Origin of the sequence: Tepidiphilus margaritifer DSM 15129, from assembly GCF_000425565.1 — a bacterium.
Lineage (GTDB): Bacteria > Pseudomonadota > Gammaproteobacteria > Burkholderiales > Rhodocyclaceae > Tepidiphilus > Tepidiphilus margaritifer.
Genome location: NZ_AUDR01000015.1, coordinates 92,328 through 107,065, shown reverse-complemented (window position 1 = coordinate 107,065; position 14,738 = coordinate 92,328). Strand labels below are relative to the sequence as shown.

At 65.7% G+C, this 14,738-nt stretch carries 11 protein-coding genes; 10 read left to right on the top strand and 1 reads right to left on the bottom strand.

Going from position 1 to position 14,738, the window contains the following annotated elements:
- The first annotated feature begins 32 nt into the window (after positions 1-32).
- From odhB to H607_RS0104605, 7 genes are read left to right on the top strand one after another with little or no spacing between them, the layout of a single operon-like run.
- Positions 33-1,235 (top strand): 2-oxoglutarate dehydrogenase complex dihydrolipoyllysine-residue succinyltransferase, encoded by a 1,203-nt coding sequence (odhB, locus tag H607_RS0104635; RefSeq protein WP_028874464.1) that lies wholly within the window; start codon positions 33-35, stop codon positions 1,233-1,235.
- 55 nt (positions 1,236-1,290) lie between these two features.
- Positions 1,291-2,712 (top strand): dihydrolipoyl dehydrogenase, encoded by a 1,422-nt coding sequence (gene lpdA / locus H607_RS0104630; RefSeq protein WP_028874463.1) that lies wholly within the window; start codon positions 1,291-1,293, stop codon positions 2,710-2,712.
- A complete protein-coding gene (zapE, locus tag H607_RS0104625) occupies positions 2,712-3,869 on the top strand; it encodes a cell division protein ZapE (RefSeq protein WP_028874462.1) in 1,158 nt (385 codons plus the stop codon). Before lpdA ends, zapE begins: the two co-directional genes overlap by 1 nt.
- 11 nt (positions 3,870-3,880) lie before the next feature.
- On the top strand, positions 3,881-5,887 hold the full coding sequence (gene yoaA, locus H607_RS11755) for a DNA repair helicase YoaA (RefSeq protein ID WP_051240663.1): 2,007 nt from the start codon (positions 3,881-3,883) through the stop codon (positions 5,885-5,887).
- 22 nt (positions 5,888-5,909) lie between these two features.
- Positions 5,910-7,115 (top strand): molybdopterin molybdotransferase MoeA, encoded by a 1,206-nt coding sequence (locus H607_RS0104615; RefSeq protein WP_028874461.1) that lies wholly within the window; start codon positions 5,910-5,912, stop codon positions 7,113-7,115.
- 25 nt (positions 7,116-7,140) lie between these two features.
- Positions 7,141-7,395, top strand: coding sequence for a molybdopterin converting factor subunit 1 (gene moaD, locus H607_RS0104610; RefSeq protein WP_028874460.1), 255 nt, complete (start codon positions 7,141-7,143; stop codon positions 7,393-7,395).
- 4 nt (positions 7,396-7,399) lie between these two features.
- Complete coding sequence (locus tag H607_RS0104605) at positions 7,400-7,837, top strand: molybdenum cofactor biosynthesis protein MoaE (RefSeq protein ID WP_028874459.1); 438 nt, start codon at positions 7,400-7,402, stop codon at positions 7,835-7,837.
- Between the two features lie 29 nt (positions 7,838-7,866).
- Here H607_RS0104605 and H607_RS11750 read toward each other — a convergent pair whose 3' ends face one another.
- Entirely contained in the window at positions 7,867-8,394 is a 528-nt protein-coding gene (locus H607_RS11750; protein WP_051240662.1) for a phasin family protein, read from the bottom strand.
- 213 nt (positions 8,395-8,607) lie between these two features.
- On the opposite strand from H607_RS11750, the gene clpB reads away from it, so the two are divergent.
- From clpB to flhA, 3 genes are all read left to right on the top strand, one after another.
- A complete protein-coding gene (gene clpB / locus H607_RS0104595) occupies positions 8,608-11,187 on the top strand; it encodes an ATP-dependent chaperone ClpB (protein ID WP_028874458.1) in 2,580 nt (859 codons plus the stop codon).
- 162 nt (positions 11,188-11,349) lie between these two features.
- Positions 11,350-12,513, top strand: coding sequence for a flagellar biosynthesis protein FlhB (gene flhB, locus H607_RS0104590; RefSeq protein WP_028874457.1), 1,164 nt, complete (start codon positions 11,350-11,352; stop codon positions 12,511-12,513).
- 30 nt (positions 12,514-12,543) lie between these two features.
- Entirely contained in the window at positions 12,544-14,652 is a 2,109-nt protein-coding gene (gene flhA, locus H607_RS0104585) for a flagellar biosynthesis protein FlhA (protein WP_037989591.1), read from the top strand.
- Positions 14,653-14,738 lie beyond the last annotated feature (86 nt).

Below are 14,738 nucleotides of genomic sequence, written 5' to 3'. Positions count from 1 at the left end.
ACGCCGTCGCACCAGACCGTCAGGAGAATGACATGTTGATCGAAGTGAAAGTGCCGCAGCTGTCCGAATCGGTGGCCGAAGCCTCGCTGGTGGCCTGGCACAAGAAGGAAGGGGAGTTCGTCCGCCGCGACGAGAACCTCGTCGATATCGAGACCGACAAAGTGGTCCTGGAAACGCCCGCCCCCGCCGACGGGGTGCTGGTGAAGATCCTCAAGGGGGACGGCGCTCCCGTGACCTCCGGCGAGGTGATCGCCCAGATCGATACCGAGGCCAAGCCGGCTGCCGGTGAAGCGGCAACGACTCCTGCCTCCGCACCGACGGCCCAGCCTGCGGCTCAAGCCGCACCGGCGGCTGCGGTGGCGAGCCCCGCCGCGCGCAAGATCCTGGAAGAGAAAGGGGTGGCGCCCGAGAGCGTCGCCGGTAGCGGGCGCGGCGGACGCATCACCAAGGAAGACGCGCTCGCGGCTCAGCCGGCGGCTGCCAAGCCGGCCGTGGCCGCTGCGCCCGCCGTGCCGCCCGTCGCCGTGAGCGGGGAGCGTCCCGAGCAGCGCGTGCCCATGACCAAGCTGCGCAAGCGCATCGCCGAGCGCCTGCTCAAGTCGAAGAACGAAAACGCCATGCTGACCACCTTCAACGAGGTCAACATGGCCGCCGTCATCGAGCTGCGCAAGAAGTACGGCGAGAAGTTCGAGAAGGAACACGGCGTGCGACTGGGGTTCATGAGTTTCTTTGTCAAGGCCGCTTGCGCCGCCCTGAAGAAATTCCCCATTCTCAACGCTTCGGTCGATGGCGACGACATCATCTATCATGGCTACATCGACATCGGTATCGCCGTCGGTTCGCCGCGCGGTCTGGTGGTGCCCATCCTGCGTGATGCCGACCAGCTCTCCATGGCCGAGATCGAGAAAAAGATCAACGAGTTCGCCGAAAAAGCCAAGGACGGGCGTCTGTCGCTCGAAGAATTGACCGGGGGAACCTTCTCCATCTCCAACGGCGGGGTGTTCGGCTCCATGCTCTCCACGCCGATCATCAACCCGCCGCAGTCGGCCATCCTCGGCATCCATGCCACCAAAGACCGTCCGGTGGTCGAAAATGGCCAGATCGTGATCCGTCCGATCAACTACCTCGCCCTGTCTTACGATCACCGCATCATCGATGGGCGCGAGGCGGTGCTGGGACTCGTGACGATCAAGGAAGCTCTGGAAGATCCGGCGCGCCTGCTCTTTGGAGTGTGATTGCCGCGGGGGGCGGTACATGCCGCCCCTTTTTCGTCATGAGGAGGAAGGATCGATGCAAAGTTTCGACGTCTTGGTGATCGGCGGTGGTCCGGGAGGGTACGTCGCGGCGATTCGCGCGGCGCAGCTCGGGTTCAAAACTGCCTGCTGTGAATCCAACCCTTATGCCGACCCCAAGGGTGAACCTCGCCTTGGCGGAACCTGCCTCAATGTGGGCTGTATTCCCTCGAAGGCTCTGCTGCACACTTCGCACCTCTATGAGGAGGCGGCCCACGCCTTTGCGGGTCAGGGCATCCGTGTGCAGGGGCTGGCGATCGACGTGCCGGCGATGATGCAGCGCAAGGCCGGCATCGTCACCCAGCTCACCCAGGGGATCAAGGGGCTCTTTCGCAAGAACAAGGTGACCTTGCTGCCCGGTCATGGGCAGTTTCTCGGTCGCGAAGGGGAGAGCTGGCAGGTGCGCGTGGGCGAGGAGACAGTGCTCGCCAAGCACGTGATCGTGGCGACGGGCTCCAAGGCGCGCCATCTGCCGAACCTGCCGGTGGATAACCGCATCGTGTGCGACAACGTCGGCGCGCTCGAATTGCAATCGGTGCCCAAGCGGCTCGTCATCGTCGGGGCCGGTGTCATCGGGCTCGAGATGGGGTCGGTGTGGCGTCGTCTGGGGTCGGAAGTGACCATCCTCGAAGCGCTGCCCGACTTTCTCGCCGCGGCCGATCCGGACGTGGCCAAGGAGGCGCTGTCGCTCTTCACCAAGCAGGGGTTCAAGTTCCAGTTCGGCGTCACCATCGAGGGCGCCGAGGTGAAAGGTGACGGGGCGATCTTGCGCTACCGCGATCAGGAAGGCAAGGAGCAGACGCTGGAGGCCGACCGGGTCATCGTTTCGGTGGGGCGCGTGCCCAACACCGACGGGCTCGGCGCCGAAGTGATCGGGTTGCAGGTCAATGAACGGGGCCAGCTCGTGGTCGACGATCATTGCCGCACGAACCTGCCCAACGTGTGGGCCGTGGGCGACGTGGTGCGCGGCCCCATGCTCGCGCACAAGGCGATGGAAGAAGGGGTGATGGTGGCCGAGCGCATCGCCGGTCAGGCGGGGCACGTGAATTACGACGCCATCCCCTGGGTGATCTACACCGCACCCGAGATCGCCTGGGTGGGCAAGACCGAGAATCAGCTCAAGGCCGAGGGCGTGGCGTATCGCGTCGGCAAGGTTCCTTTCCTTGCCAACGGCCGGGCACTGGGTATGGGGGCGCCGCAGGGTTTCGTCAAGATGATCGCCTGCGCCAAGACCGATCGCATCCTGGGCGTGCACATCATCGGGGCGAACGCCTCCGAGCTCATCGCCGAGGCGGTGGTGGCGCTGGAGTTCGGTGCGGCGTCCGAGGACATCGCGCGCATTTGCCATGCCCACCCGACGCTGTCCGAAGTGATGCACGAAGCGGCGCTGGCGGTCGATCGCCGGGCGCTGCATTTCTGATGGCCGAGCAGGTCGCGGCCGCGGCGGGTGACATCGTTGCGGCCTATGAGGCGGCGCTCGCCGAGCGGGGTTATCGTCCCGATCCGGCGCAGCGCCGCGCCGTCGAGCGCCTCCAGCGGCTGTGTGAAGAACTCTGCCGCACCGGGCGCAGAGCGCCGCGTCCCGTGGGATCGCCGCGCTCGACGCTGGGCTTTCTGCGCCGCGTCTTCGCGCCGAAGGAGGCGATGCCCGCCGAGCCGGCGGTGCGCAGCGTCTATCTCTGGGGCGGAGTGGGGCGCGGCAAGAGCTTCGTGATGGACGTGTTCTTTGCCGCCTGTCCTTTTCCCGCCAAGCGCCGGGTGCATTTCCACGCCTTCATGCAGCGCGTGCATGAAGACTTGCGGCGGCATCGGGAAGTGCCCGATCCTTTGGCCAAGGTGGCCGAGGACATCGCCGCCGAGGTGCGGCTGCTGTGTTTCGACGAATTCCACGTCTCGGACATCGCCGATGCCATGATTCTGGGGCGGCTCCTGGAAGCCTTGCTCGCACGCGGCGTGGTCTTCGTATTCACCTCCAACTATCCGCCGCACGGGCTCTATCCCAACGGGCTCATGCGGGTGAATTTTCTGCCTACCATCGCGCTCATCGAACGCACCTTCGACGTGCTGGAGGTCGATTCCGGCACGGACTACCGCCTGCGTACCCTGGAGAACGTCGAGCTCTACCTCGTGCCGCCTTCGCCGGAGAACGAGGCGAAATTGCGGGAGGACTTCCGGCGTCTGACGGGCCAAGATCCCATGCCCGGCATGCTCGAGCTCTTCGACCGCGAGATTCCCTATCTCGGCCGGCACCTGGACGTGGTCTGGTTCACCTTCGCGGCGCTGTGCGACGGGCCGCGCTCGCAGAACGACTATCTCGAGATCGCGCGCGAGCACGACACGGTGCTCCTGAGCGGCATTCCCCGCATGGGGCCGGCGCAGGCCTCGCAGGCGCGGCGCTTCACCTGGCTCATCGACGTGCTCTACGATCATCGGGTGAAACTGATCGCCACCGCCGAGGCCGAGCCGCAGGAGCTCTATCGCGAGGGCTTGAACGCGCACGAGTTCGCCCGCACCGCGAGCCGCCTGATCGAGATGCGCACGCGCGAGTACCTCGCCGAAGCGCACCGGCCCGACTGACGGAAGGGGAGATGGACGGGGAGACGCTCGCGGCGCGCATCGAAGAGGAGCTCGGCCCGGGCGGGCGGCTCGCCGCGGCGATTCCCGGGTTCGTCCATCGGCCGCAGCAGCACGAGATGGCGCTCGCGGTGGCCCGCGCCATCGAGGAGAAGGCGGTGTTGCTGGCCGAAGCCGGTACCGGCACCGGCAAGACCTTCGCCTATCTGCTGCCGGCCTTGCTCTCCGGGCGCAAGGTGATCGTGTCGACGGGCACCAAGACCTTGCAGGATCAGCTCTTTCACCGCGACCTGCCGCGCCTGAAGGAGGCGTTGAAGATTCCGGTGCGCACGGCGCTCCTCAAGGGGCGCCAGAACTACGTCTGCCACTATCACCTTGAACGCAATCTCGCCCACGGCCGCTTCGCCACCGCCGAGGACGCCGCGCTCTTGCGGCTCATCGCGCGCTTTGCCCAGCACACGGCTTCAGGGGACAAGGCCGAATGCTCCGAAGTGCCCGAGGATGCCTTCGCCTGGACGTTCGCCACCTCCTCGCGTGACAACTGCCTCGGCCAGGATTGCCCTCACTGGCAGGAGTGCTTCCTCATGAAGGCGCGGCGCGCGGCGCAGGAGGCCGAGTGCGTGGTGGTGAACCACCACCTCTTTTTCTCCGATCTGGTGCTGCGCGACGAGGGGGTGGGCGGCCTCTTGCCGGATGCGGACCTGGTGGTGTTCGACGAGGCGCACCAGCTGCCCGAGCTCGCGGCGGTGTTCTTCGGCGAGAGCCTGGCGTCGAGCCAGTGCTTCGAGCTCGTGCGCGATGCCCGGGTGGAGGCGCTGGTGGCGGCACCGGATTTCCGGCCCTTGCGCGAGGCGATCGACGCCTTCGACAAGGCGGTGAAGGACCTGCGGCTGAGCCTGCCGGCCGAGACGCTGCGCTGGCCGCGGCAGCAGGCGCTGGAGCAGGCCGCCGGGTTCGCCTCGGCCCTGCAGACCTTGTCGGCGAGCGCGGCGGCCTTGCGCGAAGCGCTGGCAAGCCAGCAGGAACGCAGCGAGAACCTGCCGCGGCTCGCGACTCGGGCCGAAGCGCTGGAGCACCTGCTCGCCCAGTGGGGCGAGGGGGAGGAGCGTTTCGTGCATTGGGTGGAGGCGGTGGGCACGCGCTTCACCTTGCACCGTACGCCGATCGAAGCGGGGCCGGCGTTTTCCCGGCTCCTTGCCGGCGGGGAGCGGGCCTGGGTGATGACTTCGGCCACGCTCGCGGTGGCTGGGTCGTTCGCGCATTTTCGCCGCGACCTGGGGCTGTTCGACGAGGAGCTGCCGGTGCAGGAGGGGATCTGGGCGAGTCCGTTCGACTATCGCCGCCAGGCTTTGTTACTGGTGCCCCAAGGGATGCCGGAGCCGGGTTCGCCGCAGCATCTGCCGGCGGTGGAGGAAGTCGCCGAGCGGCTGATCCGTGCCGCCGAAGGGCGGGCGTTCGTGCTGTGCACCTCGCTCAAGGCGATGCAGCGCCTGGGTGAGGGCTTGCGCGCGCGCCTGGGGGCCGGGTATACGGTGCTGGTGCAGGGCGAAGGATCGCGTCATGCCTTGCTCGAACGCTTTCGCACCACGCCGCACGCCGTGCTCGTCGGCAGCCAGAGTTTCTGGGAAGGGGTGGACGTCGCCGGTGAGGCGCTCTCGCTCGTCATCATCGACAAGCTGCCGTTCGCTCCGCCCGACGATCCCGTGCTCGCCGCGCGCATGGCCCGGCTCGCGGCGCAGGGCGAATCCCCTTTCGCCCTGCTGCAGCTGCCGCGCGCCACCATCCAGCTCAAACAGGGCGCGGGACGGCTCATCCGCAGCGAGCGCGACCGCGGCGTGCTGTGTATCTGCGATCCGCGCATGGCTACCCGCGGTTACGGTAAGATTCTGTGGTCCAGCCTGCCGCCCATGGCGCGGCTGCGCGAAGTGGCGCGGGCAGAGACCTTCCTGGCGGCGCTTGCCCGCGAGGCCGGCGGAGGATCGGCTCCGCCGCTGGACGCGGCGGGAGGCGAGACGCAATGAATCCCCAAGAGAGGAAAAAGAAATGGCGCAAAGCCTGATGTCGTTCGAAGAGGGTTTGTCCCGCTTGCTTGCGGCCGCGGAGCCGGTGCTCGAAGAAGAACTGATCGAGACGCTGGAGGCGGAGCGGCGCGTCTTGTCGGAGACCCTCTACTCGCCGATCGCCTTGCCCCGCCAGGACACGGCGGCGATGGATGGCTACGCCGTGCGCTGTGCCGACGTCGCCCTCCTTGGCGTTCGGCTGCCGGTGCGCCAGCGGATTCCGGCAGGCTCGGTCGGCGTGCCGCTCGAGCCAGGCAGCGCCGCGCGCATCTTTACCGGTGCGCCCTTGCCCGAGGGGGCCGATGCGGTCGTGATGCAGGAACGGGTGGAGGTGGAAGGGGAAGAAGTCATCTTCCACCACGTTCCGCAGCCGTGGGAATCGGTGCGGCGGGCGGGCAGTGAAATCGCCCTGGGAAGCGAGATCCTGACGGCGGGCACCCGCCTGAGTCCGCAGGCGCTGGGCCTTGCGGCCGCCGTGGGGTATGCTACCCTGCCGGTGCGCCGCCGCGTCCGCGTGGCGCTCTTTTCGACGGGCGACGAGCTGGTGATGCCGGGACAGCCGCTCGGTCCAGGCCAGATCTACAATTCGAACCGCTATCTGCTGCGCGCCTTGCTCAAAGAGCTCGGCTGCCTGGTCGAGGATTACGGCGTGGTGCCGGATCGTTTCGAAGAAACCCGGGCGGCGCTGCGGCGGGCGGCCGACGGGGCGGACGTCGTCCTGACGAGTGGCGGGGTCTCTGTAGGGGAGGAGGATCACGTCGTGGCCGCCGTGCGGCAGGAAGGGCGGCTGGACCTGTGGAAACTGGCGATCAAGCCGGGCAAGCCGCTTGCCTACGGGCGCCTCGGGGCGGCGCACTTCCTGGGGCTGCCGGGGAATCCGGTCTCCGCTTTCGTCACCTTCGTCCTCTTCGTCCGTCCGTTCCTGTTGCGCCTGCAAGGGGTGCGGGAAGTGCTGGATCCGCCCCTGTGGGTGGAGGCGGGCTTCACCCGCCTGAAGGCCGATCCACGGCGGGAATTCCTGCGGGCCCGGCTCGATGCCCGGGGTCGGGCGGTGCTCCATCCCGATCAGGGATCGGCGATGCTCGCTTCCCTCGTCTGGGCCGACGGCCTGGTCGAGGTGCCGCCGGCCACTCCCATCCGCGAAGGGGACCTGGTCCGCTATCGTCCTTTTGCGCGGTTGCTGGGATGAGGATCGAGACGAAGGAGAAGCAGAGATGGCGGTGAGAGTGCTCTATTTTGCGGCGCTGCGCGATGCCTTGCCGTTGGCCGAGGAAGCGGTGTCGCTGCCGGCGGGGGTCGAGACGATGGCGGCGCTGCGCGCCTGGCTCGGCGCCAGGGGGGAGGCGTGGGCGCCGCTCGTGACGTGGAAGACGTTGCGCTGTGCCCGCAACCAGACCCTCTGCGCCTGGGACGAGCCGGTGCGGGACGGCGACGAGGTGGCGTTTTTCCCACCGGTCACAGGGGGGTGAGGCGATGTGGACCGTCCGGGTGCAGGTCGAAGACTTCGATGCAGGGGCCGAGGGGGAGCGGCTGCAACGGGTTTCGCCGGAAGTGGGCGCCGTGGTGAGCTTCGTTGGCACCGTGCGCGGCGGCGAAGTGCGGGCGATGACGCTGGAGCATTATCCGGGCATGACCGAGAAGTCGCTCGAAGCGCTGGTCGAGGAGGCGCGTCGCCGCTGGTCCTTGGTCGCTGCGACGGTGATCCATCGCGTGGGGCGATTGATGCCGGGCGAGCGCATCGTGTTCGTGGGGGTGGCGAGCCGCCATCGCAGCGAAGCGTTCGCGGCGTGCGAGTTCTTGATCGACCGCCTCAAGACCGAGGCGCCGTTCTGGAAAAAAGAAGAAACCAACGATTCGACCCGTTGGGTCGAGGCGAAAGAGGGAGACGAAGCACGGGCACGCCGTTGGTGATCGGCGTACCCTACTGAGGCGGCGTTTTTTTACTTCTTGGCGCTGCTCGAACCTTGCGTTTGCTGCTGGGCGCCGGAGATCATGCTCTGCCAGGCTTCGGTGGTCATCTTCGACATCTGCTCGAGCACGGCGCGGGACTGGTCGATCGCGCTTTGCACGGCTTTCATCGGATCTTCACCGCCCATTTTCGGCAGGTTGGTGCCGAGCGATTGCATGGCCTGGGTCCATTCCTGGGAACCCGTGGTGATCGCTTCCGAGACGAGACGGTTGAGTTCGGCTTGGGCCTTGACGGTGAGCTGGGCGATCTCGTTGATGCAGCCCATGATTTTCTCGGCCGATTTCTGCGCGAATTCCTGACGCAGCTTGAGCTGCTCTTCGGGGGCCTGGGCGGCGAGCAGGGCTTGGGTGCTGCGCGCACCTTCTTCGAAGAGCGCCTTGGCGGTTTCGATCTGCAGCGCGAGCAGGCGCTGGGTATTGTCGATGGCCATCTGGGTGAATTTCATCGCGTTTTCCAGCTGTTTTTGCTGCAATTGCGCGAAATTGGTCGGATTTTTCATGCTCGGCTCCCACAGTAGGACGTAACGACGTCGAAAGAAAGGTTTTCTTTTTACTATAGCATTGTTTAGCGGCAGGATGCAAGAAAAAAATGATGCGTCGCACAATGCCGTCGTCCGAGTCTAATGGCATTTTTTGCCTCGTTGGCCTTGAATTTCCCCTTGCGGGCATCTATATACAAGGCAGCGATTACTTTCCTTCGACGGAGTTTTTCCATGAGATTCGACAAACTCACCACCAAGTTCCAGCAGGCGCTGCAAGAGGCGCAGAGCATCGCGGTGGGGCACGACAACCAGTTCATCGAGCCGCAGCATCTGCTGCTGGCGCTGCTCGAGCAGGAAGACGGCTCGAGCGTGAGCCTGCTGCAGCGCGCCGGCGTCAATGTGGCCGGACTCAAGGCGGCCTTGCACCAGGCGATCGATGCGCTGCCGCAGGTGCAGGGCACGGGTGGGGAGGTGCAGATCGGGCGCGATCTGGCCAATCTCCTGAACCTCACCGACCGCGAGGCGCAGAAGCGCGGCGACCCCTACATCGCCACCGAGATGTTCCTGCTCGCACTCACCGAAGACAAGGGCGAGACGGGGCGTATCGCGCGCGAGCACGGCTTGACGCGCAAGGCGCTGGAGGCGGCCATCGAGCAGATGCGCGGCGGGCAGAAGGTGGAGACGCCCGAGGCCGAGGCGATGCGCGGAGTGCTGGAGAAGTACACCATCGATCTCACCGAGCGGGCGCGCCGCGGCAAGCTCGATCCGGTGATCGGGCGCGACGACGAGATCCGGCGTACCATCCAGATCCTGCAGCGGCGCACCAAGAACAACCCCGTACTCATCGGTGAGCCCGGCGTGGGCAAGACGGCCATCGTCGAGGGGCTCGCGCAGCGCATCGTCAATGGCGAGGTTCCCGAGAGCCTGCGCGACAAGCGCATCCTGGCGCTCGACATGGCGGCCTTGATCGCCGGGGCCAAGTACCGCGGCGAGTTCGAGGAACGCCTGAAAGCCATCCTCACCGAGATCACCAAGGAAGAAGGGCGCATCATCCTCTTCATCGACGAGATCCACACCGTGGTGGGCGCGGGCAAGGCCGAAGGGGCGCTCGATGCGGGCAACATGCTGAAGCCTGCGCTCGCGCGCGGCGAGCTGCACTGCATCGGTGCGACCACGCTCGACGAGTATCGCAAGTACATCGAGAAGGATGCCGCGCTCGAGCGCCGTTTCCAGAAAGTGATGGTCGAGGAGCCCACCGTCGAGCAGACCATCGCCATCTTGCGCGGGCTGCAGGAGAAGTACGAGATCCACCACGGGGTGGAGATCACCGACCCGGCCATCGTTGCTGCGGCCGAGCTCTCACACCGCTACATCACCGACCGTTTCCTGCCGGACAAGGCGATCGACCTCATCGACGAGGCGGCCGCACGCATCAAGATGGAGATCGACTCGAAGCCGGAGGCGCTCGACAAGCTCGAGCGGCGCATCATCCAGCTCAAGATCGAGCGCGAGGCGGTGAAGAAGGAGAAGGACGAAGCCTCGCAGCGGCGTCTGAAACTCATCGAGGAGGAGCTCGAGCGGCTGCAGCGTGAATACAGCGAGCTCGAAGAGGTATGGAAGGCTGAGAAGGCGCGCATCCAGGGCACCAAACACCTCAAGGAAGAGATCGACCGCCTGCGCGCGCAGATGCTGGAGTATCAGCGCAAGGGGCTGCTCGACAAGGTGGCCGAGATCCAATATGGACGGTTGCCCCAGCTCGAGGCCGAGCTGAAGAAGGCCGAGGAGGCGGAGAAATCCGGCGCGCCGTTCAAGCTCTTGCGCACCCAGGTCGGCGCCGAGGAGATCGCCGAGGTGGTTTCGCGCATGACGGGCATTCCCGTGAGCAAGATGATGCAGAGCGAGCGTGAAAAGCTCCTCAAGATGGAAGAACATCTGCATCAGCGGGTAGTGGGGCAGGACGAAGCGGTACGGCTCGTCTCCGATGCCATCCGGCGCTCGCGCGCGGGTCTGGGCGACGAGAATCGTCCCATCGGCTCCTTCCTCTTCCTCGGGCCCACGGGGGTCGGGAAGACGGAGCTGTGCAAGGCGCTCGCCGACTTTCTCTTCGATTCCGAGGATCACCTGATCCGCGTCGACATGAGCGAGTACATGGAGAAACACTCCGTGGCGCGGCTCATCGGTGCGCCTCCGGGCTACGTCGGCTACGAGGAAGGGGGGTATCTCACCGAGCAGGTGCGGCGCAAGCCTTATAGCGTGATCCTCTTCGACGAGGTGGAGAAAGCGCACCCGGACGTGTTCAACGTGCTGCTGCAGGTGCTCGACGACGGTCGGCTCACCGACGGGCAAGGGCGCACGGTGGATTTCCGCAATACCGTGATCGTGATGACTTCCAACCTCGGCAGCCAGCGCATCATGCAGATGGCCGGGGATGATTATCAAGTCATCAAACTGGCCGTGCTCGCCGAGGTGCGTGGGTTCTTCCGGCCCGAGTTCCTCAACCGCATCGACGAGGTGGTGGTGTTCCATCCGCTCGCCGAGGAGCACATCGCCGGGGTGGCGCGCATCCAGTTGCGCCGGCTCGAGGCGCGGCTCGCGCGTATGGACATGGCCCTCGAGGTGACGGAAGAGGCCCTGCGCGAACTCGCCAAGGCGGGCTACGACCCGGTCTACGGCGCGCGGCCTTTGAAGCGGGCGATCCAGGACCTGATCGAGAATCCGCTCGCCAAGGCGATCCTCGAAGGTCGTTTTGGACCGAAGGATACGATTCGCGTCACGGTGGAGAACGGCATCTTCCGTTTCGACAAAGTCTGATCGCTCTTGTTTGGAGCATGGCGGGAACCGGCAAACGGGCCGATTCCCGCTTTTTTTACGTCCAAACAGGGGAAATGCCGTTCCTCGGGGACGCTTTTCCGCCGTTGACCTTGCCGCCGCGGCTGCGATCATGAGAGGGTCGGGTAAAGGGAGGGCCACGGCGTGGCCGAAGAGAGCGATCTCGAAAAGACCGAACAGCCTTCGGCGCGGCGGCTCGAGCAGGCGCGCGAGGAGGGGCAGGTCCCGCATTCGCGCGAACTTGGGACGTTTCTCGTGCTCTTCGCCGGCGTGATGACGCTCTTGCTCGCCGGGGAATGGATGGGGCGACGTTGGGTGCGGGTGCTTGCCGACGGGTTCGCGTTCGAGCACGATACGGCCTTCGATCCGGTTCGCGTGCTATGGCTGCTGCGCCGGGTGTTCGTCGAGTCGCTGCTCACCTTTGCTCCGATCTTCCTCGTCTTGCTGGTGGCGGCGGTGGCCGGTCCGCTCCTGCTCGGCGGCCTGGTGTTTTCCCCCAAGGTTCTGAGTTTCCGCTTGGAGCGGCTCGATCCGATGAACGGACTGCGCCGCATGTTTTCGCTGCAAGGGGCGATGGAGGTGGTGAAGTCGCTGCTGAAAGTGGCAGCGGTGGCGGGGATGGTTTGGGTGACTTTTCGGCGGGAGCGCGATACGGTGCTCTCGCTCTCGGCGTTGCCTTTGAACGACGCGGCGGCGAGTTTCCTGCACGAGATGGTTTTCGGGGCGGTGCTGATCGTCGCCGGGCTCGCCTTGATCGCGGCGGTGGATGTTCCGTTCCAGCTGTGGCAATACTACAAGAACCTGCGCATGACCAAGGAAGAGGTCAAGCAAGAGTACAAGGAACAGGAGGGCGATCCGCACCTCAAGGCGCGCATCCGTTCGATGCAGCGCGAGATGGCGCGTAAGCGCATGATGGAAGAGGTGCCCAAGGCCGACGTGGTGGTCACCAACCCGACGCACTTCGCCGTGGCCTTGAAGTACGATCAAAAAACGATGGCCGCACCCGTAGTGGTGGCCAAGGGGCGGGGGGTGATCGCACAGAAGATCCGTGAGCTTGCCGATGAGGCCGAGGTGCCGCGGGTGGAGGCGCCACCCTTGGCGCGGGCGCTCTATGCGCACGTCGACATCGGCCAGACGATTCCGCCCACGCTCTTCGCGGCGGTGGCCGAGATTCTCGCTTATGTGTTCCAATTGGATCGTTGGATGGCCGTGGGCGGACCCAAACCTCAGCCACCCCAAGAAGTGCCGGTGCCGCCGGAGCTCGACCCGGGCGAGGTGGCGGCAGCGGGCGAAGGTGAAGAAACATGAGCATGACAGGCACAGTGACGGAGTGAGGCGATGGCAGGCGAACGGGCCCTGATCGATTGGCGGACGTGGTTCGTGCCGGCGAAGCTGCGGCTGCTGGCCGCACCGGTGTTCATCTTCATCGTGCTGGCGATGATGGTGTTGCCGCTGCCGCCTTTCGCGCTCGATCTCTTTTTTACCTTCAACATCGCCATGTCGGTGGTGGTGCTGCTGGTGGCGATGTACACCGTGCGGCCGCTGGATTTTTCGGTCTTCCCGACGGTGCTCTTGGTCACCACCTTGCTGCGCCTGTCGCTGAACGTGGCCTCCACCCGGGTGGTGCTGTTGCACGGCCACACGGGGCCGGATGCGGCCGGGCGGGTGATCGAATCCTTCGGGCATTTCCTCGTCGGTGGCAACATGGCCATCGGCATCGTGGTGTTCGTCATCTTGGTGATCATCAACTTCGTGGTGATCACCAAGGGCGCGGGGCGCATCGCCGAGGTGAGCGCACGCTTCACGCTCGATGCCATGCCCGGCAAGCAGATGGCGATCGACGCGGATTTGAACGCCGGCCTCATCGACGAGGCGGAGGCGCGGCGTCGGCGCAAGGAGATCGCGCAGGAAGCGGACTTCTATGGTGCGATGGATGGTGCGTCGAAATTCGTGCGCGGCGATGCGGTGGCTGGCATCCTGATCCTGTTCATCAACATCATCGGCGGGCTCATCGTCGGTGTGGCTGGGCACGGCATGGATCTGTCGCGCGCGATCGACTCCTACGTGATCCTGACGATCGGCGACGGTCTGGTGGCGCAGATCCCGGCGCTGATGGTGTCGATCGCCTCGGGCATGGTGGTGGCGCGGGTGGGTGAGGAGTCGATGGACCTGGGCGATCTCATGATCCAGCAGGTCTTCACCAACCCGCGGGTGCTGGCGCTCTCCTCGGGCATCCTCGTGCTGCTGGGCATGATCCCGGGGATGCCGAACTTCGTCTTCCTGCTCATCGGCGGCGGATTGGGGTGGCTTGCCTGGAAGCGCTGGAGCCGGGAGCAGGAGGAAGCGGCGGCGCCGGCGGCGGCCGAAGCGGCGCCTCCGCCGCCGAAGGAAGAAGCGGTGGAGGCGAGCTGGGACGACGTGCAGCCGGTGGACGTCCTGGGCCTGGAGGTCGGCTATCGCTTGATTCCGCTCGTCGATCAATCGCAGGGCGGAGAGCTGCTCAAGCGGATCCGGGGATTGCGCAAGCGTTTCGCCCAGGAAGTGGGATTTTTGCCGGCGCCGGTACACATCCGCGACAACCTCGAGTTGCGGCCCAACGCGTACCGCATTTTGCTCAAGGGGGTGGAGATCGGCAGCGGGGAGGTCTATCCGGGGCAATATCTGGCGATCAATCCGGGGCAGGTTCTTGGCACCATCGAGGGGCGTCCCGGCAAAGATCCTGCTTTCGGCCTGCCGGCGTTGTGGATCGATGCGGCGCAACGCGAGCGTGCGCATGCTCTGGGCTACACGGTGGTCGATGCCGCGACCGTCATTGCCACCCACCTCAACCAGGTACTCGTCGAGCATGCAGCCGAGTTGCTGGGACGCGAGGAAACCCAGGCGCTGCTCGATCGCATCAAGAAAGAATCCCCCAAACTCGTCGAGGACCTGGTGCCCACGGTGGTGCCGGTGACCACGGTGCAGAAGGTGCTGCAATATCTGCTGGAAGAGGGGGTGGCGATCCGCGACATGCGTACCATCCTCGAGACGCTGGCCGAATGGGCGCCCAAAACGCAGGATCCGATCGAGCTCACCAGCCGGGTACGCGAAGCCCTGGGACGCGCCATCGTGCAGTCGCTCGCCCCCGGCAGCGGCAAGGTTCCGGTCCTGATGCTGGATCCGGCGCTCGAGCGCATCCTGATGCAGGCCGTGGGGGCAGGGGGCGGCAAGCCGGGAGCGATCGAACCCGGTCTGGCCGATACTTTGTTGCGCCAAACGGGGGCGGCGGCGCAGCGTCTGGAACAACGGGGACAGGCGCCCATCCTGCTCGTTCCGCCGCAGCTGCGCTGGCTGCTCGCGCGTTTCCTGCGCCGCGCCGTGCCCAACTTGCGCGTGATCGCCACCAGCGAGATGCCGGAAGAGCGTTCGATCGAGATCGTGGAGATGATCGGCTCGCCCGGTGCGTGAGACCCTGACCGTGACAGGAGGAGAAAAGCGGGGTTTACCCCGCTTTTTTTGTGCGACGGCTCTGGTGGGCAGGCACCGATAATGGA